The organism is Methylobacterium sp. UNC300MFChir4.1, assembly GCF_900110155.1.
Taxonomy (GTDB): domain Bacteria; phylum Pseudomonadota; class Alphaproteobacteria; order Rhizobiales; family Beijerinckiaceae; genus Methylobacterium.
Genome location: NZ_FOCS01000006.1, coordinates 180,578 through 200,551 on the forward strand (window position 1 = coordinate 180,578; position 19,974 = coordinate 200,551).

The 19,974-nt window shown below is 72.7% G+C and carries 22 protein-coding genes; 14 read left to right on the plus strand and 8 right to left on the minus strand.

Annotated elements, in window-relative coordinates:
• Positions 1 to 251 precede the first annotated feature (251 nt).
• From BMY19_RS11210 to BMY19_RS11220, 3 genes are all read right to left on the minus strand, one after another.
• A complete protein-coding gene (locus tag BMY19_RS11210) occupies positions 252 to 581 on the minus strand; it encodes a winged helix-turn-helix domain-containing protein (RefSeq protein WP_024827492.1) in 330 nt (109 codons plus the stop codon).
• A 164-nt stretch (positions 582 to 745) separates the two neighbouring features.
• Entirely contained in the window at positions 746 to 2,725 is a 1,980-nt protein-coding gene (locus tag BMY19_RS11215) for a molybdopterin biosynthesis protein (protein ID WP_100251756.1), read from the minus strand.
• Positions 2,722 to 3,813, minus strand: a complete 1,092-nt coding sequence (locus BMY19_RS11220; protein WP_100251757.1) for a molybdopterin-binding protein — start codon at positions 3,811 to 3,813, stop codon at positions 2,722 to 2,724. Before BMY19_RS11220 ends, BMY19_RS11215 begins: the two co-directional genes overlap by 4 nt.
• A gap of 224 nt (positions 3,814 to 4,037) precedes the next feature.
• On the opposite strand from BMY19_RS11220, the gene BMY19_RS11225 reads away from it, so the two are divergent.
• The 5 genes from BMY19_RS11225 (at position 4,038) to BMY19_RS11245 (ending at position 7,692) form a co-directional block, all read left to right on the plus strand.
• The gene (locus BMY19_RS11225) at positions 4,038 to 4,733 is read left to right on the plus strand and encodes an ABC transporter permease (RefSeq protein WP_091927623.1); all 696 of its coding nucleotides are present in this window, start codon (positions 4,038 to 4,040) and stop codon (positions 4,731 to 4,733) included.
• Complete coding sequence (locus BMY19_RS11230) at positions 4,730 to 5,440, plus strand: ATP-binding cassette domain-containing protein (protein ID WP_100251758.1); 711 nt, start codon at positions 4,730 to 4,732, stop codon at positions 5,438 to 5,440. Before BMY19_RS11225 ends, BMY19_RS11230 begins: the two co-directional genes overlap by 4 nt.
• Entirely contained in the window at positions 5,413 to 6,258 is an 846-nt protein-coding gene (locus tag BMY19_RS11235) for an ABC transporter substrate-binding protein (RefSeq protein WP_100251759.1), read from the plus strand. Before BMY19_RS11230 ends, BMY19_RS11235 begins: the two co-directional genes overlap by 28 nt.
• A 352-nt stretch (positions 6,259 to 6,610) precedes the next feature.
• Positions 6,611 to 7,276 carry a 5-formyltetrahydrofolate cyclo-ligase gene (locus BMY19_RS11240; RefSeq protein ID WP_244534896.1) on the plus strand — a complete coding sequence of 222 codons (666 nt, stop codon included), beginning with the start codon at positions 6,611 to 6,613 and terminating at the stop codon, positions 7,274 to 7,276.
• A 206-nt stretch (positions 7,277 to 7,482) separates the two neighbouring features.
• Positions 7,483 to 7,692, plus strand: coding sequence for a cold-shock protein (locus BMY19_RS11245; protein WP_020094851.1), 210 nt, complete (start codon positions 7,483 to 7,485; stop codon positions 7,690 to 7,692).
• A gap of 37 nt (positions 7,693 to 7,729) precedes the next feature.
• Here the strand turns inward: BMY19_RS11245 and BMY19_RS11250 are convergent, their stop codons facing one another.
• On the minus strand, positions 7,730 to 7,981 hold the full coding sequence (locus tag BMY19_RS11250; RefSeq protein WP_020094852.1) for a hypothetical protein: 252 nt from the start codon (positions 7,979 to 7,981) through the stop codon (positions 7,730 to 7,732).
• A 146-nt stretch (positions 7,982 to 8,127) separates the two neighbouring features.
• Between BMY19_RS11250 and BMY19_RS11255 the strand changes: the two genes are divergently transcribed.
• The 3 genes from BMY19_RS11255 (at position 8,128) to BMY19_RS11265 (ending at position 9,621) form a co-directional block, all read left to right on the plus strand.
• A complete protein-coding gene (locus tag BMY19_RS11255; RefSeq protein WP_100251761.1) occupies positions 8,128 to 8,808 on the plus strand; it encodes a spermidine synthase in 681 nt (226 codons plus the stop codon).
• A 189-nt stretch (positions 8,809 to 8,997) separates the two neighbouring features.
• Positions 8,998 to 9,258 carry a hypothetical protein gene (locus BMY19_RS11260; protein ID WP_100251762.1) on the plus strand — a complete coding sequence of 87 codons (261 nt, stop codon included), beginning with the start codon at positions 8,998 to 9,000 and terminating at the stop codon, positions 9,256 to 9,258.
• 87 nt (positions 9,259 to 9,345) lie between these two features.
• Positions 9,346 to 9,621 carry a hypothetical protein gene (locus BMY19_RS11265; RefSeq protein ID WP_020094855.1) on the plus strand — a complete coding sequence of 92 codons (276 nt, stop codon included), beginning with the start codon at positions 9,346 to 9,348 and terminating at the stop codon, positions 9,619 to 9,621.
• Between the two features lie 52 nt (positions 9,622 to 9,673).
• Here the strand turns inward: BMY19_RS11265 and BMY19_RS11270 are convergent, their stop codons facing one another.
• Positions 9,674 to 10,069, minus strand: a complete 396-nt coding sequence (locus tag BMY19_RS11270) for a TIGR02300 family protein (RefSeq protein WP_020094856.1) — start codon at positions 10,067 to 10,069, stop codon at positions 9,674 to 9,676.
• A gap of 373 nt (positions 10,070 to 10,442) precedes the next feature.
• Here BMY19_RS11270 and BMY19_RS11275 point away from each other — a divergent pair, with 373 nt between their 5' ends.
• Positions 10,443 to 10,826 carry a phospholipase A2 family protein gene (locus BMY19_RS11275; RefSeq protein WP_042672250.1) on the plus strand — a complete coding sequence of 128 codons (384 nt, stop codon included), beginning with the start codon at positions 10,443 to 10,445 and terminating at the stop codon, positions 10,824 to 10,826.
• Between the two features lie 203 nt (positions 10,827 to 11,029).
• On the opposite strand, the gene BMY19_RS11280 is transcribed toward BMY19_RS11275, so the two are convergent.
• A complete protein-coding gene (locus BMY19_RS11280; RefSeq protein WP_020094858.1) occupies positions 11,030 to 11,314 on the minus strand; it encodes a hypothetical protein in 285 nt (94 codons plus the stop codon).
• A 299-nt stretch (positions 11,315 to 11,613) separates the two neighbouring features.
• On the opposite strand from BMY19_RS11280, the gene BMY19_RS11285 reads away from it, so the two are divergent.
• From BMY19_RS11285 to BMY19_RS11305, 5 genes are all read left to right on the plus strand, one after another.
• The gene (locus BMY19_RS11285; protein ID WP_042672249.1) at positions 11,614 to 11,880 is read left to right on the plus strand and encodes a hypothetical protein; all 267 of its coding nucleotides are present in this window, start codon (positions 11,614 to 11,616) and stop codon (positions 11,878 to 11,880) included.
• A 512-nt stretch (positions 11,881 to 12,392) separates the two neighbouring features.
• Positions 12,393 to 14,009 carry a GMC family oxidoreductase gene (locus BMY19_RS11290; RefSeq protein ID WP_100251763.1) on the plus strand — a complete coding sequence of 539 codons (1,617 nt, stop codon included), beginning with the start codon at positions 12,393 to 12,395 and terminating at the stop codon, positions 14,007 to 14,009.
• 333 nt (positions 14,010 to 14,342) lie between these two features.
• Positions 14,343 to 15,239, plus strand: coding sequence for a class I SAM-dependent methyltransferase (locus tag BMY19_RS11295; RefSeq protein WP_244534895.1), 897 nt, complete (start codon positions 14,343 to 14,345; stop codon positions 15,237 to 15,239).
• Positions 15,240 to 15,469: 230 nt separating this feature from the next.
• Positions 15,470 to 15,814, plus strand: a complete 345-nt coding sequence (locus tag BMY19_RS11300; RefSeq protein ID WP_100251765.1) for a hypothetical protein — start codon at positions 15,470 to 15,472, stop codon at positions 15,812 to 15,814.
• Positions 15,815 to 16,167: 353 nt separating this feature from the next.
• A complete protein-coding gene (locus tag BMY19_RS11305) occupies positions 16,168 to 17,400 on the plus strand; it encodes a DUF3095 domain-containing protein (protein ID WP_100251766.1) in 1,233 nt (410 codons plus the stop codon).
• Here BMY19_RS11305 and BMY19_RS11310 read toward each other — a convergent pair.
• Positions 17,385 to 19,211, minus strand: a complete 1,827-nt coding sequence (locus tag BMY19_RS11310; protein ID WP_100251767.1) for a saccharopine dehydrogenase family protein — start codon at positions 19,209 to 19,211, stop codon at positions 17,385 to 17,387. The genes BMY19_RS11305 and BMY19_RS11310 overlap by 16 nt on opposite strands.
• On the minus strand, positions 19,208 to 19,927 hold the full coding sequence (locus BMY19_RS11315; RefSeq protein ID WP_100251768.1) for a DUF4166 domain-containing protein: 720 nt from the start codon (positions 19,925 to 19,927) through the stop codon (positions 19,208 to 19,210). Before BMY19_RS11315 ends, BMY19_RS11310 begins: the two co-directional genes overlap by 4 nt.
• Positions 19,928 to 19,974: the final 47 nt, after the last annotated feature.

Genomic DNA, 19,974 nt, shown 5'->3' on the forward strand with positions numbered 1-19,974 from the left:
GCGCGGCCCTGGGTCGCTTCGCTCCGCTCGCGATGACGCAGCGGGCTGATGCTGTTTCCGGTTGATCGGCCCAGTGCCGTCCTTGCGAGCGGAGCGAAGCAATCCAGTCGGCGCCACGCTGACAGATGTCGCGCGGCCCTGGGTCGCTTCGCTCCGCTCGCGATGACGCAGCGGGCTGCACAGACCGAAGCCGACGCCCGACCGTCGAGAGACCGCTTCCCACGGAGGCGCGCCTCCGCGCGGCCTCGCTCCTACGAATCAACCTTCATCAGCGAGGCGAGAAGGTCGAGCTCGCCCGCCACGGCCTCCGAGGCGAGCCGCTCCATGCGCAGGTAGCTGTCGAGGATGGCGTCGCCCGTGCCGGTCAGGACCGCCCCGCCGCCCCGGCGGCCGCCCTTGCTCGCGGAGACGAGCGGCTCCTGGAACGCCTTGTTCAACGTGTCGATGAGGTACCAGGCTCGCTTGTAGCTCATGCCCATCCGGCGCCCCGCGGCGGCGATGGAGCCGGTGTCGCGGATGCCGCTCAGGAGGGCGGCCTTGCCCGGTCCCAGCAGGGTGTCCGAGCCGAGCTCGATCCGCAAACTGATGCTCGTGTCCTCGCCCAACGCACACCGCCGCTTCGCTGGAGGCCCCAGCGCCTCGCAGGCGTCCCTACGCGAAACGGCCCCGTCGATCATCCCGGCGGGCGACAGGATCGTCCGTCCCGTTCCGTCGAGGCCCGCCAACGGTGCGCGCGTCACGCGGCTCACGCGGCGGGCGTGAAGCCCAGAGCGCGCAGCGCGGCGGCCGTCTCGGGCTCGCCCAGCAGGCTCAGGAAGGCCGCGAGCGCCGGCATCTCCCGCGCGTCCGCGCGATACGCGAGGTCGTAGGCCTCCTCCGTCAGCGGGCGGAAGCCCAGCCCGTAGGCATCCGCGACGCTCGCGATGGCCACGCCCCAGTCCGCCCTGCCCTGCGAGACCGCCGCGGCGACGGCGTTGTGCGAGCGCGGCTGGTTCCAGAACCCCGCCGGCCGGGCACCGTTCAGCAGCCCGTCCACGAGCAGGCGCGTGCCCGATCCGGCGTTGCGGTTGACCATCACGGCGTCGGGGTCGGCGAGCGCCGCGGCGACCGCGTCCGCGGCGTCGCGCCCTTCGAACCGGGCGTCGCCGCGGCGGAACACGACGCCCTGGAGGCGGCGCCACCCGGGCGCGAGGGACAGGCCCTCGGTGAGGAACGGGGCATTGTACCGGCCCGTCTCGGGATCGAAGAGGTGCATGGCGGCGACATCGCACTCGCCTCGCCGCAGGGCGGCGAGGCCGCCGGCCGACCCGACCCAGATGGTGCGGGCGCGGTAGCCGCGCTCGCCGAGCAGGCCGACCACCCGGTCCAGGCCGATGCAGTGGCTGCCGACGATCGTCAGGTCGGGCGCCCGCACGCCGGCGCCCAGGCGGACCACGGCGACACCCTCCCCCGCCTCGACGCCGGCGCGCGCGGCCGGAACCGCGAAGAAGCCGTCCGCCTGCGAGAAGGCGGTGACCGAACCCGAGCCCTTCGGCAGCGGCAGGGCGATCGTCCCCTCGGGACCGTGGGCGAGGGAGGTCATCACGAACTCGGTGCGGCCGAGTTCGGAGGGCACCCGCTGGGACACCCGCGCCGCGATCGTCTCGTCCTCGCGCGGCGGCAGCCCGGCGAGCGCCCGCACGTACGGCACGACGAAGTCGTGGAAGGTGAACATCGCGGAGGTGGGGAACCCCGGCAGGACGATGACCGGCTTTCCCTGCGCCACCGCCACGCAGAGCGGCTTCCCGGGCTTCAGGGCCACGCCGTGGAACAGGATTCCCGGCTCGCCGAGGCGGGACAGCACCCGATGCGAGACGTCGCCGGCGCCTTTGGACGTGCCGCCCGAGAGCACGACGAGGTCGCTGTCCCGGAGGGCGGACCGGAGGGCGGCCTCGAGGACGGAAGCCTCGTCGCGCACGATCCCGAGCCGGACCGGCTCCCCGCCGTTCTCGGTCACCGCGGCCGCGATGATCGCGCCGTTCGAATCGTAGATCGCGCCCTCGGGCAGCGTCTCGCCCGGTGCGACCAGCTCGTCCCCCGTGGACAGGATTGCGACCCGCGGGCGTCCGGTGACGTCGACGGCCGCCAGGCCGCACGCCGCCAGCATGCCGATCTCGCGGGCGGTGATCCGCGTTCCCGCGCGCAGCACCGTCTCGCCGCGGGCCATGTCGGCCCCGGCATAGCCCACGAACTGCGCCGGCCGCACCGCGGTCAGGACATCGACGGTGAGGCTCCGGGCGTCGAACTCCGTGTGCTCGACCATCACCACGGCGTCGGCGCCGCGGGGGATCACGCCGCCGGTGGCGATCGGCGTCGCCGTACCCGGCTGGACGACGACGGTCGGCGCGACGCCGCAGGCGAGGATCTCGCGGTTCAGCGTGAGACGCCGCGGGCTCGCCGGCCCGGCGCCTTCCGTGTCGGTCGCGCGCAGGGCGAATCCGTCGACCAGGGACCGGTCGAAGGGCGGGACGTCCATGGGCGAGGCGACGTCGCGGGCCAGAACGCGCCCGAGCGCGTCGTCCAACGACACCGTCTCGGACGGCAGGCGCGCGTGCGGGACCGCCGCCCGGAACCGCGCGAGCGCGTCGTCCCGGCTCATCACCCGGAGAAACTGCTCCTGGCTCGAGGCCGCGGCGAGGCGCGCGACGAAATCCGCCGCCCCGTCACGGTCCGCGTCGGCGCTCACAGGGCCCAAACCTCTACCTCCTCGCCGGCCCGGAAGCCTTCGCTCTCCGGCTCGACCACGACGATGCCGTCCGCCTGCACCAACCGACCGAGCGGAAGGCCGGCTCCGCCCAGCGGCTCCACGCCGTCCGACCCGCTCCGGACGAAGACGACCTCGGACAGACCGATCGACGAGACGATCTTCCGGAGGAGGACGTGCCTCCGAGGCGAGCGCTCCCGCGCGCCGGCGAGCCGCGCGATGAGCGGACGGCCGAGGGCCAGGAACGCGGCGAGCGCCGCCTCGGGAGGCCCGGGCACCAGAAGGACCGGCCTGCCGGCCGCGGAGCCGACCGCGGTGGTCTCCCCGGGCCGCAGGGCGATGCCGTGCGCGCGGACGTCTCCGGCGCGGGCGAGGGCCGCCGCGCTGTGGTCTGAGCGGCCGAAACCGCTGCCCCCGACCACCAGCACCGCGTCCGCCGTGCCGCCGCGGATCGCCTCGGCGATCTCCTCGACTCCCCGGGCGCGAACCGCCTCGGTCGCCCCGCCCGCCCGCGCGATCAGACGCCCGAGCAGGGGCGACACGGTATCGAGGCTGGACGTCCCGGCGGTGACGACGCGCAAGCGCGGCTGACGGACGTCGACCGCCTCCAGGCCGGCCGCCTCCAGGACGAGCAGGTGGAGTGGCTCGATCCGGGTGCCGGCCTCGATCAGCCGCGCGTTGGCGGCGACGTCCTCCCCCGCTCCGCGCACGCCCTCCCGCGGGGCGATGTCCGCGACGACCATGCCGTCCGCGAATCCCTCCGGGGGTAGGACGGCATCGGTGCCCGACGGCAGCGGCTGTCCCGCCTCGACCCAGGGCGGCGGTCGCGCCGGGAAGATCGGCGCGTAGGCCGACGCGCCGCCCACCGCGGCGGCCGCGACCGCGAAGCCGTCCCGCATCGCCGTCGGGCCCGCGGGCACGGCGGCGTGCGCGACGACCGCTCGCGCGGCGACGCGTCCGAGCGCCGCTGCGAGCGGGACGGTCGCGGGTTCGACGGGAGCCGCCGCGCCGCTGAGCAGGATCGCCGCCTCCCGAAGCGGGATCAGCGCCGAGGACGCATTCCGGATCATCGTGGCGGCGATGCGCCATCCGGGTTCGATGATCAAGGGCCGGCGCGGCGGCCGACCCGCCGACACGACAATGGTCGCCCCGGGCGATATGCTCGCCGCCTATTCGCACGCGCTCCCCTGACAGGCATGACAGGTCCATTCCGCCGAACCTGCGTCACGAGGTCGGCCTCGACGGCTGATCTCGCCATCCGCCTCGTCCGATTCCCGAGGACCGGCCCGGGGGCATGATGCAGACGCTCCAGGACATCCTCTCCCGCCTGTTCAGCCTGGATCGGGACGTGCTGGCGATCGCGTGGCTGTCGCTGCGTGTCAGCCTCACCGCCGTCGGCATCGGTCTCGTGCTCGGCATACCCCTGGGCGCTTTCCTGGCCGTCGCCCGCTTCCCCGGACGCGGCGCCGCGGTCGGCCTGCTCAACGCCTTCATGGGGCTGCCGCCGGTGCTCGTCGGCCTCGCGCTCTACCTCGTCCTGTCCCGCTCCGGTCCGCTCGGACCGCTCGGCCTGCTGTTCACCCCCGCCGCGATGATCGCCGCGCAGGCGACGCTCGCGACCCCGCTCGTCGCCGCCCTGACGCAGCAGGTCGTCGCCGACGCCCGGGTGCAACTCGGGGAGCAGCTGCGCTCCCTCGGGCTCTCCGCACCGCGTCAGGCCGCGGCGATGATCTACGACGTGCGCTTCTCCCTCGTGACCGCCGCGCTCGCCGCGTTCGGCCGGGCGATCTCGGAGATCGGCGCGGTCCTCGTCGTCGGCGGGAACATCGACGGGTATACCCGCACGATGACGACGGCGATCTCCCTGGAGACCCAGAAGGGCGATCTCAGCCTCGCCCTGGCGCTCGGCCTCGTGCTGATCGGCCTCGTTCTGGTGGTGAACGTCGCCGTGGCCCTGCTCCGCCGGCACGCCGCGCGGGTGTACGGATGAGCGCGACGCCGGCCATCCGCCTCGAGGACGTGACCCTGGTCCTCGACGGTCGGACGGTGCTCGACCGTCTCTGCCTGGAGGTCGCTGCGGGCAGCGTCACGGCCGTCATCGGCCCGAACGGGGCGGGCAAGAGCGTCACCCTGAGGGTCGTCGACGGGCTCTTGCGGCCCGACGGCGGTACGGTGCAGGTCGGCCCGCACCGGCGGGCCTTCGTGTTCCAGCGGCCGGCGCTGATCCGCGCGACCGCGGCCGCGAACGTCGCGCTGGCTCTCGGAGACCTGCCCCGTCCTGCGCGGGCCGCGCGGGTGGAGGAGGCGCTGGCCCGCGTCCGCCTCTCCGAGCGCGCCCGCGATCCGGCGACGCGGCTCTCGGGCGGCGAGCAGCAGCGGCTGGCGCTGGCCCGCGCCTGGGCGGTCGGCCCCGGCCTGCTCCTCCTCGACGAGCCGACCGCGAACCTCGACCCGGCCTCGACCGAGATCGTCGAGGGATTGGTGTCCGCGATGGCGCGGGCGGGCACCACGGTCGTGCTCGTCTCACACAATCTCGGGCAGGTGGCGCGCCTCGCCGACGCGGCGATCGTGCTGGCCTCGGGCCGCGCCGTCGAGCATGGTCCCGCCCGACAGATCCTGTTCTCGCCCCGGACGTCCGAGGCGCGGGCCTACCTCGCTGGGGAATTGCCGTGGACGCCTTTCGTCGCCGCCTCCTGACCCTGGGACTGGCCGCGCTCCTGAGCGCGGCCGGCGTCCTGCCGCCGGCCGAGGCCGAACCGGTGTCGATCGTCGTCGCCTCGACGACCTCGACCGAGCAGTCGGGCCTGTTCAAGCACATCCTCCCGCTCTTCCGGGACACGTCCGGGATCGACGTGAAGGTCGTCGCCCTGGGCACGGGACAGGCGCTCGACGCGGCGCGCCGCGGCGATGCCGACGTGGTCCTGGTCCACGACCGTCCGGCCGAGGACAAGTTCCTCGCCGAGGGCTTCGCGAAGCGGCGGTACGACGTGATGTACAACGATTTCGTGCTGATCGGCCCGGCCTCCGATCCGGCCGGCGTGCGCGGCCTGGGCGTGCGCGAGGCCTTCGCCAAGCTCGCGGCCAGCAAGGCGGCGTTCGTGTCGCGCGGGGACCGCTCGGGCACTCACAGCGCCGAGTTGCGCAGCTGGAAGGAGGCGGGCGTCGATCTCGCGGCCGTGCGCGGCCCCTGGTACCGGGATGTCGGCCAGGGCATGGGCCCCGCGCTCAACACGGCCTCGGCCCTCGGCGCCTACATCCTCGCCGACCGGGGGACGTGGCTCGCGTTCAAGAACCGCGCCGACCTGGTCATCCTGGTCCAGGGGGACCGGAGCCTGTTCAACCCCTACGGCGCGATGCTGGTGGATCCCGACAGGCACCCCGGCGTGAAGGCGAAGCAGGGACAGGCCTTCATCGACTGGCTCGTCTCACCGGAGGGCCAGCAGGCGATCGCGGGATACAAGGTCGGCGGCGAGCAGCTGTTCTTCCCGAGCGCCGGCGCGCCCGTGACGCGCTGACCGGGGATCCCCGGGTCGAAGCGCCGGACCGCCGTCGACGCGCGCGCCTGCCAGTCCCGGGCACCCGCGAGGGTGGGCGGCGGATCTCGCCGGCATTCGCCATCGTGCCGCTCGGAGACCGGCCAGGGACGATGGCCGGCCGGGTCGGAACGGCGCGGGACGTCGTGATCCGCTTCACCGAACCGGAGGTGCCGAGCGCGCGTTTGGCCGAGGTCACCCAGGACTGTGCGGGTCCACCGTCGCGCGGGAGATCATCGTGGTCGGGCATTCAACCGAGCGGCCTGAGACGCCCCCGGAACCCGCGGCGCCCGAACACTCCGCGTTCGGCGCGTACAGCTCTCCCCCCTGCTTCATGCACGAGCTCGGCCCCGACTTCGTCGGCCCGGCGGCGGAGCCTCGGCCTTCCGAACCCTGCGGTCCTGAGAGCGCCGCATCCGACTGGCCGAGCGTGCGGCAATGGCGAAAGGAGACCCGCGCCACGCTCATCGCGCGGCGGGTCGGCATCTCCGCCCAGGACCGCGCCGCCCGGAGCGAGCGGATCGAGCAGGGTCTCCGAGCCGCTCTACCTTCGCCATCGGGCCTATCGATCGGTCTCTACTGGCCCTTCAGGGGCGAGTTCGACGCCAGATCCCTCCTGACGGAGCTGCGCGGAAGCGGGGCGCGACTGGCGCTTCCGGTCGTCGTCGAGAAGGCGCGCCCGCTCCAGTTCCGGGTCTGGTCGCCGGGCGAGCGCATGATCCGCGGCGTCTGGAACATACCCGTTCCCGCAGAGGGCGAGATTGTCGACCCGGACGTCCTGATCGCGCCGCTCGTCGGCTTCGATCGGGCAGGGTACCGCCTGGGATACGGCGGCGGCTTCTATGACCGGACCATCGCGTCCAGGTCGACGAAGCCGCGGGTCATCGGCGTCGGCTTCGAGCTCGCGCGGCTCGCGACGATCCACCCGCAGGCGCACGACGTCGCCATGGACATCATCGTGACGGAAGGCGGCGTCTGGCCCCGCACGGAGCGACCCTGATCGCGCCGCGGAGCGGGCCGGTGCCCGCGCTGGCCGGCTCGGCAGAGCCTGGCCCAGGACCGTTCGGCCTGAGGTCGGCGGATGAGGGCGCGGGGGTCTCAACCGAGGCTCCTGATCGGGGGGCCCTTGGAACAGGCGGCCGCGGCGGCTCGTTCAGGCGTCACGGCCCGCCACGTTGGCGAGCCGGTGACGACCAGGATACAGCCATGGCTACAGGCACCGTGAAGTGGTTCAATGAGACCAAGGGCTACGGTTTCATCCAGCCCGACGATGGCGGCAAGGACGTGTTCGTTCACATCTCGGCCGTCGAGCGTGCGGGCCTTCGCTCCCTCAACGAGGGTCAGAAGATCTCCTATGACGTCGAGGCGGACCGCCGCAGCGGCAAGGAGAGCGCCGCCAACCTGAAGGCTGGCTGAGCACCGCGCGACGAGTGGCCTGTATCGGGGCCGCTCGTCACAGATCGGGCTTCGAACTCGGGGCAGGAGACCGCGTCAGGCTCTCGATCTCCCGCATCGGCCTCCCCGACTTGCGGGCGATCTCCTCTTCCTGCTCGGTGATGAGAGTGCGTGCCGGCTCGTCGCCGTCGAGGCCGCCCAGGATCTCGGCCGGCACGCGCCGATTCGAGGCGCGGCTGCCGTCGGCGTAGGTGACGTCGAACAGCACGAACCCCTGCACCTTCGGCAGAGACTTGGTACGCTTGGCCATGAGGGGTATGCCGGCTTCTCGGACGAGGCGAACGCCGTCGCGGCCCCTGCGTCTTGCAGGCGCGACGCGCGGTCAGGAGCGCGTCTCATAACCCATCCTTCCCGTTTGCCGGAATATCCATGGCGCCGGCCCACAGAGGGACGCCTGTGACATCTTGGATGCACATCGACACCGGCCTCGTTCCCGGCGGGACCCCGTTGCACCTGATGCAGCGGGGCCACGAGTTCTCCATCGTCGCCGACACGATCGAGCTGATGAACAGCACCCGCGGGGCCTCCGAGGAGGCGCTGGCGATCCTCGCTTGCGGCCGGGTGCGCGGGCGGGGCGCGGCGCGGGTGCTCGTCGGCGGCCTCGGAATGGGGTTCACCCTGCGCGCGGCCCTGCGCAACCTCGAGCCCGAGGCGCGCGTCACGGTCGCCGAGTTGGTACCGACGGTCGCGGCTTGGGCGCGCGGACCGCTCGCGGGCGTCTTCGCCGGCTGCCTCGACGACGCCCGCGTCGACCTGCGCGAAGCCGATGTCGACCACCTGATCCGGTGCGGCCCGGCCGCCTGGGACGCGATCCTGCTCGATGTCGACAACGGACCGGAAGGGTTCGTGCGCCCGGAGAACGATCGCCTCTACGGCAAGCACGGGTTGGAATCGGCGCGGCGGGCGCTGCGGCCGGGCGGCGTGCTCGGCGTCTGGTCGGCCAATCCCGACCGCAAGTTCAAGGCGCGCCTCCAGCGCTCGGGTTTCGCCGTCGAAGAGGTTCGCCCCCACGCGAACGGGCGCAGCGGCCCGCGGCACGTGGTGTGGATCGCGACCTCCGCCGGCCCGACGGTCTGACCCTTCCTGAACATCGATTGGGCCGCGTTCCGGCCCTGATGGCCTTGCCTCGGCAGCGAGCGGGCGTCCGTCGCACTCTATCCTTCGCGTCCCGGCCCTCTTACACTCGATCCGTCGCCGGATCGGCCAGACTTCAGGTTCCGGCGGCTGGGGGACGCGTGCCCCCTCCTACGGAGCCGTGAGCCCGCGATGGCCGACCTCATCGATTTCCCCGGGAAACGCCGAGGTGTCGGCTCGGCCTACCGGCTGCACCGGTTCGGCGCGGACGGCAGCGACCGCGGCACGGTCCTCATCCGAGCCCGCGACGACGCGGAGGCCAGGCATCAGGCCGACAGGCTGGCCGAGGGATTGTTGGCCGAGCTGTGGTCCGGGGACCGGCTCCTGGATCACTTCGCGCCGGCCGGCCACCCGGTTGCGGCCTGCATCGGTCCCCTGCGCGACGGGCCCTGATCCCGCGGACGCGCTGGCCTGCCGGCGCCGCGAGCCAGCCGTTGTTACATTGTTGCATGCTCTCGCGCGAGGTGCGATACGCCGCGGATGTCAGCTGAGGCCACGCTCTGGGATCTGGTGACCGCCGAGCGTATCGCCATCGAGGATGTCGGCGCCGCCGTCGACGCCTACTTGGCAGAACCGACCACTCAGGATCACGCCATCGGTCCGGACCACGTGCTCGATCTCGCGGCGGCCGTCGCGGCCCACCCCTCCGCGCCCGCGATCGTGGTCGACACCGAGTCCGACGAGCCGTCGCGCCGCATGGCGGTGCGGGCGGCCCTGCTCATGAGCCGCCCCACCACCCGATCAAACAGCGACTGAGATTGCGGCCACCCGCGCCTGTCCGCCGGACGACCGGCGGCGGCGTGCGGGCCTACTGGTCGTCATCGTCGTCGTTGACCTCGACGAGATCGCTGGTGTCGTCATCGTCCTCATCGACGACGAGGTTGTCGTCGTCGACCTGCTCCCCGTCGTCCTCGATGTCGAGCGCGTCGTCATCCTCAGCGTTGCTGTCCGTGTCCTTCTCGGCCTCCTCGGCCTCGACCTCGTCCAGCGAGACGAGTTCGGGGCCCTCCGTCTCGTCCTCTTCGTCGCTCGGCGCCTCTTTGCGCGCGACGACGGGAGCGCTCCCCCTGGAATACGATGTCGCGGCAGCGATCGGCACGACCTCGCCCGAGTAGGGCGAGATCACGGGATTCTTGCCGAGATCGTAGAACTTCTTCCCCGTCGTCGGGCAGATACGCTTCGTGCCGAGGTCCGGACGCGCCACTGAGACTCTCCCTGAAGGCCGTGAGACGCTGGATCGCCAGCGAGCATGCGGTGATGTCTACCACAGTCGGCAGCCCGATGCCCCGCCTCTTCGCGCCGAGCGAGGCGTGTCTGCACGACAGAGGTGCCGACACGCGATCGGCAGAGGAGGCAGAGGGGGAGAGTGCGGCGGGGCCCGACCTCCGTGATGCCGCGCGATGTCGCGGACGCTGCGGTGACGCAGCGACCGCGATGTCCGCGATGCGGGTAGGACATCATCCAAATAGGGGTGGTGCTCCGGAGCACGTCGCGCCGTGATGTGTGGTGCTTAATCGTGTCTCGCACCGTCATCGCCGATGGGACTTGTGCGGCGCAGGTGCTGGAGGGTCTCCACCATGTTGACTCGCACCGTCATAGGCCTCGTCGCCCCCGTCTGCCTCGCCGCCGCGTGGGCCACGCCGTCCCTGGCACAGCCGGCCGCCAATGGCGGGCCGAAGTTCCTCATCCACGGCAACTACTGCGGCCCCGGCAACAACGCGCCTCTGCCGCCTATCGACGCCCTCGACGCAGCCTGCGCCCGCCACGACGCCTGCACGCCGGATATCGGACTTCCGACAAAGGCCTGTAACCTTCGGCTGGAACGCGAGGCAGCCGCGGTTGCTCGGGACCCGCGGCAGCCGGACAATGTGCGCTCCCTCGCCGGTTTCGTCGCGTCGTTCGCGGCGTCGAACGCGTCGAGCCCGGCGCCGACGGTGCTCCCCGCGAGACTGGCGCGCTGAGAGCCCGACGCATCCGCCACCATTCGCCCGCGCGGGCGCAGGGCGCCGGCACGAACCGGAAGCCGGCGGGATCGCCGGCCGCGGGGGTTCATCCCGCCTGCGCCGTCTGCCGCCCCCGGTCCCGCGCGCGCGCAGGAATTTGGTGACGGCGATGGCGGGCGCAAGGCCCGCCGCGGCCGGCCGCGTTGCGCGAGCGTGGGGGCCTACCGTCCGCTGGGCGCGGCGTAGCTGCCGGTAACGCCGTTACCCCGGCTGCTGCCGCCCGCAGAGCCGGGGGTCTTGTTCCGGACGAAGCTCGCACCCGGATAGCGCCGCTGGACCCGCGACATCGAGTGTCGCCGCACGTGATGGCGCCTCATCCGGACGTCGGTGAGCATGTCGGACGGCGACGAGAGGCCGGTCGCGGGGCCCGCGGGAACGGCCGAGGCGGGGACGGCCAGGACGCCGAGGCCGACACCTGCGAGCGCGGCGAGAACGAGAATGCGCATAGAGCTCCTCCATGCCTCGGCGGAGATGGATCGCCTCGGCATGGAGGGAAGACCTGAAGCGCGCGTCTGGTTCAATGAGCGGGCCTTCGTGAGCGCAGTCTGCCGGGCGGCCGCGACGCCGGCGGCAGAGACAGCCTGGTCACGCGCGGTCACAGCTGCGCCGCCAGCGCGATTAATCCCGGACGCCGCGTGCGCAGCGGCACGTCGCTCCGAGACAATCGCCCCCATATCAGTGTCACGCAAGATGAAATGGGCCGTAAGTCTCGGACTGTACTGCGTAAAGGAGCAAGAATTAGCCTATGAAGACCCGTATCGCCGCTACCGTCACCGCTCTCATGCTCGCCGTAGCTCCGATCTCGTCCGCCATGGCCTACGATCGTCCTGCCTGGACTGGCTCCACGCCCTACGATGTCGAAACCACGGGCTCGTTCGGCGCCCCGTTCGGCGGCCGCTACGACCGCGACCCCTGGACCTGCCCGCAGAGCTCGGCCGCGGAGGGCAATGCCAACCAGCAGAACTTCCCGGTCAAGCAGTACGGCCAGACCGCCGGCGGCAACCGCTGCTGAGGTCGGGGGACACGATGCTGAAGGCCTTCTCCTACGCGATGATCGGCGCCTTCCTGGGCGGCCTCATGATGACCGTCGTCGGCTCGGCCGGCGTGCTGATGGGCCTGTGAACCCGGCAGGATGCCGGCGGCCACCCGGTAACGGACAACGAGACTGACGCGAGCGGCGGGGTGCGAGCCTCGCCGCTTTCGCGTGTCCTGCCGCTCGATCCGCCGATCCGACCTGCCCGCTCGCCGGCTCGGCAGCGCGGACGAAAAACCGTGTCCCATGTAACGCGCGCGGTCACGCGCCGAAATCCACCTGTAACAGAAGCATTGCGTTATCGATCCGCGCGTCGAACGCGGGGCGCGCGCCGCTTCGCGCGGCAGCCCGATCGCGGCGCCACTGATGTTCCGGCAATCCCGACGAGGCGATTGCTGGAGCGCGGAGACGTGAGCGTCGGAGTTTTCTGCCCGATCCTCGATTGACCGAGATCATTCCGATCCGCTGCTACAGGTGAGACCTTCCAGATCATGAGCACTTCAGACGCCCTCGACCGGGCCGATTTCGCGCGGCGGGCGGGGGAGAACCAGGCTCGGCTGACCGCCGACCTGAAACCGGCCTACGACTTCGTCGTCTGCGGCGCCGGCGCCTCCGGGTCGGTCGTCGCGCGGCGGCTGGCGGAGAACCCCAAGGTGCAGGTGCTCCTGCTCGAGGCGGGCGGCTCGGACGACGCCGAGGCCGTGCTCGATCCCGCCCTCTGGCCGACCAACCTCGGCGGGGCGCGGGACTGGGGCTTTCGCGCGGAGCCGAATGCCCACCTGAACGGACGCACGCTCTCCATGGCGATGGGCAAGGGCCTCGGCGGCGGCTCCAGCGTCAACGTGATGGTCTGGGCGCGCGGCCACCGGTGCGACTGGGACGCCTTCGCCGCCGAGGCCGGCGACGCGGCCTGGGGCTACGAGAGCGTCCTCGACATCTACCGGCGCATCGAGAACTGGCGCGGCGCCCCCGATCCGGCGCATCGCGGAAGCGGCGGTCCGGTCTGGGTGCAGCCCGCCTCCGATCCCAGCCCCGTGGCCCACGCCCTGCTCGACGCCGCGCGGGACCTCGGCATCCCGACCTTCGACAACCCCAACGGGCGCATGATGGAGGGGCCCGGCGGCGCGGCGATCACCGACATGCTGGTCCGCGACGGCCGGCGCGTCTCGCTGTTCCGCGCCTACGTCCATCCCTGGCTCGACCGCCCCAACCTGACCGTCCTCACGGACGCGCTCGTCCGCCGCGTGACCTTCGACGGCCGCCGCGCCACGGGGGTCGAGTTCGTCCACGCGGGCGCGGTCCGGACGGTCGGCGCGCGTGCCGAGACGGTCCTGTCGATGGGGGCGATCCACACACCCAAGGTGCTGATGCTCTCGGGGATCGGCGACCGGGACGAGCTCGGGGCGCTCGGCATCCCGTCGGTGCAGCACCTGCCCGGCGTCGGACAGAACCTTCAGGACCACGTGTCCTTCGGCTGCACCTGGGAATATGCCGACCCGATCGCGCCGCGGAACAGCGGCAGCGAGGCGACCCTGTACTGGACGAGCCGGCCCGGCCTCTCGGCGCCGGACCTGCTGTTCTGCCAGGTCGAGTTTCCGGTTCCGAGCGAGCAGACCGCGGCGCGCGGCGTTCCGGCCCACGGCTGGACGATGTTCGCCGGCCTCGCGCAGCCCGCCAGCCGCGGCCGGCTGCGGCTGCGGAGCGCCGACATGGCGACGCCGCCGGTCATCGAGGCGAACTTCCTGTCCCACCCGGCCGACGTGACGGCGGCCGCGGCCTGCGTCGACCTCTGCCGTGCCCTCGGTAACGCGCCGGCGTTCCGCCCGTACGTGCGCGCGGAGGCCATGCCGGGTCCGCTGTCCGGCGCGGCGATGGCGAACTACATCCGCGATGCCGCCGTCACCTACTGGCACCAGAGCTGCACCGCCCGGATGGGCCGCGACGCGCTGGCGGTCGTGGACGGGGCGCTCCGGGTCTACGGCATCGACGGCCTGCGGGTCGCCGACGCTTCGATCCTGCCCCGCGTGACCACCGGCAACACCCAGGCGCCGTGCGCGGTGATCGGCGAACGGGCCGCCGAGATGCTGAAGCGGGCGAACGGCCTGTAACGCCCGTCGCCGCAGCGAGCACGATCGGCCGACCGGAGGGGTCGCTCAGGACGCCCCGTCGCGCGGACATCGCACCGGCCGAGCCGGGCGTCGATCCCGTCCCCGGAATCGCGACGCACCGCGCGTCGCGGACGGCCCGATCAGGCCGCGTGTGACGGCCGGAAGCGCTGAGGTCCCTTGAGCCGCTGTCGAGGAGCGCCCGGGTGGGTGATCCACGGGCTCACGGCCGGGAAAGACACCGCGGATCCTTGCCCGGCCTCTTTCCGAGGATGCCGGGCGGTCCTGTTCGGGTGCCGCGACGCGTCGTGGCGATCATCACTTCGGCGGTCGCGGATGGCTATCGACACGATTGAACACACGCTGCGCGCGATGGGAAACGCGGCGCGAGGCCTGGCCGCGATCGGTGCGGCCCTGCGATTGCGGCAAGACGCGAAGGAAGGCGCGCGGGAAAGCGCGAGGGCGGTCGATCCCGAGGTGGCGCGCCGACTGCGCGACGTGGTCGCCGCCGTCATCCCGGGCGGCCTCGGTGAGCTCGAACCCGAGCAGGTGTCCGCGCTCCTGGCATCCGTCACCCACGCGCTCGAGGAGGCGCGGGATCTGCTGGATCACCCGGAGCGGCCGCCGGTCTGGCAGGTTCGCGATCCCGCGATGTTGCAGGCTCAAGGCCAGGCGTCGCGCAGCGTCGTGCGGCGCCTCGCGGCCTTGTCGACCGAGCGCCCGTCGCTCGCGGCCGCACTCACCGGGCGCTTCCTGGATGTCGGCACCGGCGTGGGCGGCATCGCGCTGGAGGCCGCGGCACACTGGCCCTCGCTGCGGGTCGTCGGCCTGGACATCTGGGAGCCGGCCCTGGCGCTGGCGCGCGCGAACGTGGCGGCGAGCCCCTTTCACGGCCGTATCGAACTCCGTCTGCAGGATGTGACGCGGTTCGACGATTCGGCAGGCTACTCGCTGACGTGGCTTCCGGCACCCTTCCTCTCCCGGGACGCGGCCCGAACAGCGCTCGATCGGCTCACGGCTGCGCTCGAGCCGCGGGGGTATCTTGTGGTCGGACTCTACGCTCCGCCGGCGGATCCCGCGGCCGCCGCGCTCGCTGCCCTGCGGCTGGCCCGCAGCGGCGGACATCTGTGGGAAGGCGCGGCCATGGAGGCTGAACTCCGCGCACGCGCCTTCACCGCGGTCGAGACTTTCGCGGGCCAGCCGGTCACGCTCGTGATGGGGCAGCGTGCGTAGAGCGATCGCACGCGCGCGGCCAACGGCGCGGCCAACGGCGCGGGCCGCCTGCCCGCCGCGGCGTCGGAGTTCGCGGTCGTCCCGACCGGTCGAGGTTCGGTCGAAGCGCGCACCCGAGCCCCCGCGAGGGATCCCCGTCGAGCCCCGCGTCCGGGCTTCTGTGACCGGGATCACAGCGACCGGCCATCGGTCGGCGGCAGAGTGCCTTCACCCCAACAGGGAGACGCACGATGAAAATGATCTCGACGAAGTTGTTGATGGTGGCGGGTCTCGCGGCCGCGACATTGGCCGGTGGTGCCGCCAGTGCCGACGCCCGCGGGTTTGGCCGTGGCGGTTTCGGACACGGAGGCTTCGGCCATCACGGAGGCTTCGGCCATCGCGGGTTCGGGTACGGAGGCTTCAGGCACGGCGGGTTCGGTCACCATCGCCATTTCTACCGCCGTGGATTCCGTCGGCGCCTCGGCGGGTTCAGCTGGGGCTATCCCGCGAACAGCTCCTTCCTCGGCCCGAACTTCGGCGACTGCCGCGCGATCTACAATCCTGTCTTCTTCGGCCATGAGCGCGTGTGCGGCTAGCTGAGCGACCATCTTCGACGGATCGCGTTTCCGTCACGCGATCGGCCGCCGCTGCACGCGCGGCGGCGGCCGGCTGACCGACTCCATCCCGCAACCCCTCGCTCCGACGACGGGATCCGTGACGGCGACCCCAGCCCCATCCGTCCCGGGGATGCCGCCCGACTGTCGTGATCCGAGCCGCATCGGCCGCGGATCGAGCGACAGCTCGTAGCGGCCGCAAATTCGGACCTCACGTGCCGCCCTCGCTTGAGGGCGGCCCGTGAGCATGGTGAGGGTTGTCTCACCGAGGATGGTATCGGTGACGCGATCCGGGCGCGTCACGGCGCCCTGGCGCTGCGCCGAGGAGCAGGGCGATGGCGGTGGGGACATCGATGGGTGCAGGTCAGGAACGCGAACCGGCGACACGCCGCGCGGCCCCGGATTTCTACGACAGCCTGCCCCGGTTCACCGCCTTCTCCAGCCTCATGGATCCAGGCCTCTACCGGCCCCTGCCCGCGGATTGGTGGCTCGGCGTGGCCGATGTCGTCGGCTCCCGGCAGCAGATCGGGCTTGGCCGCTACAAGGCGGTGAATGCGGCCGGCGCAGCCATCATCACGGCGGTCTCCAACGCACTCGGCCGGCGCGAATTCCCCTTCGTCTTCGGCGGCGACGGGGCCAGTTTCGCCGTCGCCCCGGACGACGCGGACGCCGCGAGAGACGCGCTGGCGGCGACGGCCAGCTGGGTCCGCGAGGCGCTGCAACTGGAGCTGCGCACCGCTCTCGTGCCGGTCTCGGCCGTGCGCGATCGCGCGCTCGACGTGCGCGTGGCGCGCTACGCGCCCAGCGCCCACGTTTCCTATGCCATGTTCAGCGGAGGTGGGCTGCCCTGGGCAGAGGCGGCCATGAAGGCCGGCGACCACGCTATCGCACCGGCCGAGGCCGGCACCCAGCCCGACCTGACCGGCCTCTCCTGCCGCTGGCAGGAGATCCGTCCCCGGCACGAGCTGATGCTCTCGCTCATGCTCGTGCCCCAGCACAGCGGCGACGCGCCGGCCTTCCGGCAACTCGTGCAGGAGCTCCTGCAGAGGCTCGAGATCAGCGCCGAGGTCGCGCGCCCGATGCAGGACGCGGGACCGGAAATGCGCGGACCGTGGGCGGGACTGGACCTCGAACTGCGGGCGATGCCGGGCTCTCGCAGGAGCCGCTTCTGGGCCAAGCTCCGCCTCGCGGCGCGATCGATACCGGAATACCTGATCTACCGCACGGGCGCGCGGGTCGGCGCGTTCGATCCCGCCGTTCTGCGGCGCGAGATCGTGGGCAACACAGATTTCCGCAAGTACGATGACGCGCTGCGGATGACGCTGGATTGCACCCGCGCCTTCGCCGATCGACTCGAGGCGGAGCTCGCCGGCGCGGAGGCGCAGGGGATCTGCCATTTCGGCCTGCAGCGCCAGTCGGCTGCGCAGTTGACCTGCATCAGCCCTCCGGTCCCCGGCAGCGGGCACATGCATTTCATCGACGGTGCCGGTGGCGGCTATGCCGCGGCGGCCGCGAATCTGAAGGGTCGCGCGGCCGATGGCGGTGCCTCGGCTCAGACCCGCCCGTGACGCGGCTCGAGACCGTGCCCGCTGCGGGACGGGGCGCGGGCGCGCGATGACGCGATCGGCAGGGCCGTTACCGGCCCGGGATCCCCGCCGGGTGGCCGGGATGGGCCCTGTGCCGGATGTCCGCTCCGCGGCGGCGCGGTCGGCTCTGCGCCCGGGACGAAGCCGGATCGACGGCGCGCGCGATCGTCCGTGTCGAGCCAGCCGCGGTAATGCACCACCAGCCCGACGCGTGGCAGGGCGATCGAGACGTCGAAGCGGAACAACCCCGCCTCCTCCCACTCGCGGGCGGCGGTGCGGGGTGCGAGCGCCAGCGGCAGGGGCAGCCGCGCGACGGACCAGCCGCGCAGCACCATGCGCAGGCCGCCGCCCTCGGGCGCGAGCTCGAACCTGAAGCGGAGCGGGCCGAACCGCTCCACGACGCAGCCGCGCTCCTCGGAGAACGCGCTCGTGAACCGGCGACCGGAGAACGCGCGCGTCCAGCGCTCCACCCCGCGCGTCTCGCTGAAGCCGACGTGGAGATCGTGCGCGCCCGCGACCGGCAATCCGAGGAGCGCCGCGAGGCCGCGCGCGACAGGGTGGCGGCCCCGTCGCACGACGGCGCGGCCGTGCGCCCCCGCCTCGCGCAGCACGCCGTGCAGGGCCGCGACGCGCGGCGCGAGTTCGGCGAAGCGCGGACCCAGGACGCGCGCGTAGAGCGCATCGGCCTGTCCCGACTCCCGCACGTCGTGGCGGATCGACAGGCGCGCGAAGCTCGGCTCGAAATCGGACAGGTCGAGCGCGGTCCCGGCGTCGCGCGCCCCGGGCGCGATCGCACCGGCCAGGATCCGCTCGGCCAGGATCGCCGCCGGCAGCACCGGGATCTCCGGGCCATGACCGTCGGCCGCCAGGAGGGTCCAGCGCCGTTCGACGCGGCGCCCTGCGGCGGTGCCGAACATCCGGACGACCATGCCGGACCGATCCGAGCCCCAGCGCGCGGTCAGCCGCTGCGCCAGGAGAAGCCCGCGCGCGAGCCCCTGCAGGGACGGGATCCAGCCCCAACGCACCGGCCAGCTCGCGCACCAGAGGCCGATCGTCTGCACCGCGAGTTCGGTCCCGGCCCTGAAGCTGACCGCCGGCCGGCCCGGAAGCCGATCGGGCAGGAGATCGAGGTCCGGGACGTCCGCCAGGGCCAGCCAGCGGCGGCCGAGGGACGCGCCGTCGGACAGGGCGAAGCGCTCGCGCCGCAACGCCTGCCAGCCGACAGCCGCCGACCAGCGCTGTCCGCGCCAGAGCCGGATCGGCCGGCCCACGTAGCTCAGGATGGCCGCGGCGACCGACGTCCCGGCGGTCGCGCGGTTCGAGGAGCTGATCGCGATCTCCACGGCCGTGACCGCCTCCATCCCCTGCGCCAGGCGCCGGGCGACGGCACCGGACAGGGCGGGGACGCTCGATGCACCGGAGAGGATCGCGACGCCGGCCGCGCGTGCGGCGGCGTCGAGCCGGCCGATGCCGGTCACGAACGCCCGGCCGTCCGCGAGATCGAGGTACGGGATCGCCGCGGCGATACAGGCCCGGGGCAGGTCGTAGCCGCTGCCCTGGAAGGGGCCGGCCGCATCGATCACGAGGTCGGGACGGACACGTTCCAGCAGGGGCGCGACGGCACCGTTGCGGTCGGCCTGAAGGGGACGGCACGGGGGATGGGCCGCGCAGAACGCCTCGGCGCGCGCCAGGCGGCGGCCGGCGACGACCACGTCGTGACCGGCCGCCGCGAGCCGCCGCGACAGGCGAGCCCCGAAGCCGCCGTACCCGCCGAAGACCAGGATCGTGCTCACGCCGCCTCTCCCTGCCCCGCCGGCTCGGCGTCCTGGAAGACCGCTTCCTGGTGGATCAGCCGCCCGAACCAGGGGTGGGCGATGTCGAGGATGAAGCGGAAGGCGCCCGGCGCCGCGGCCCCGCCGGCATCGGCGTGGGTGACGGTGAGCGCGCCGGGGGTGAGCCAGCCCGGCAGGTGCAGGCGGCGCCCGAGGCAGGCGATGAAGTAGCGGTGGCTGCGAAACGTCAGCGCCCCGTCCTCGACCGCCACCGTGAGGCTCATGCCGACGCCGGCGCCGACATGCTCCTCCAGGCCGGTGGGACCGGCGAAGCGCTTGGCCGAGTGGATCACCTGCGGGAAGCCGGAGGCGCGGGCGTACAGCCGCGTCCAGACCTGACCCCCGCCATCCGGGTCCTCGGTGACGGTGACGACGCCGGCGCGGCCGGTCTGGCGTTCCAGAGGCAGCGGGCCGCCGACCAGCCGCGTCGCCTGCGCGACGAGCCAGCCGAAGCGGCTGACGTCCATCGCGACGACGTGGCCGACATAGACCGCGCTCGCCCCCTGCGCGAGCCGCTTCCCGAAGCGGCGGCGCACGGCCGGCGACAGGCTCGCCCATGCGCGTTCCGGGATCAGGGCCCGGAAGCGCAGGTCCAGCAGGTCGCCCGGCTCGGTGAGCGACCGGGCGGGGGAGAACGCGCGGGACGGCCCCGCATCGGCTCGACGGACATGTCCCATCGCGGTCACCTGGGCCCCTCGATCGGTTCGGCTCCCTGAAGACGACC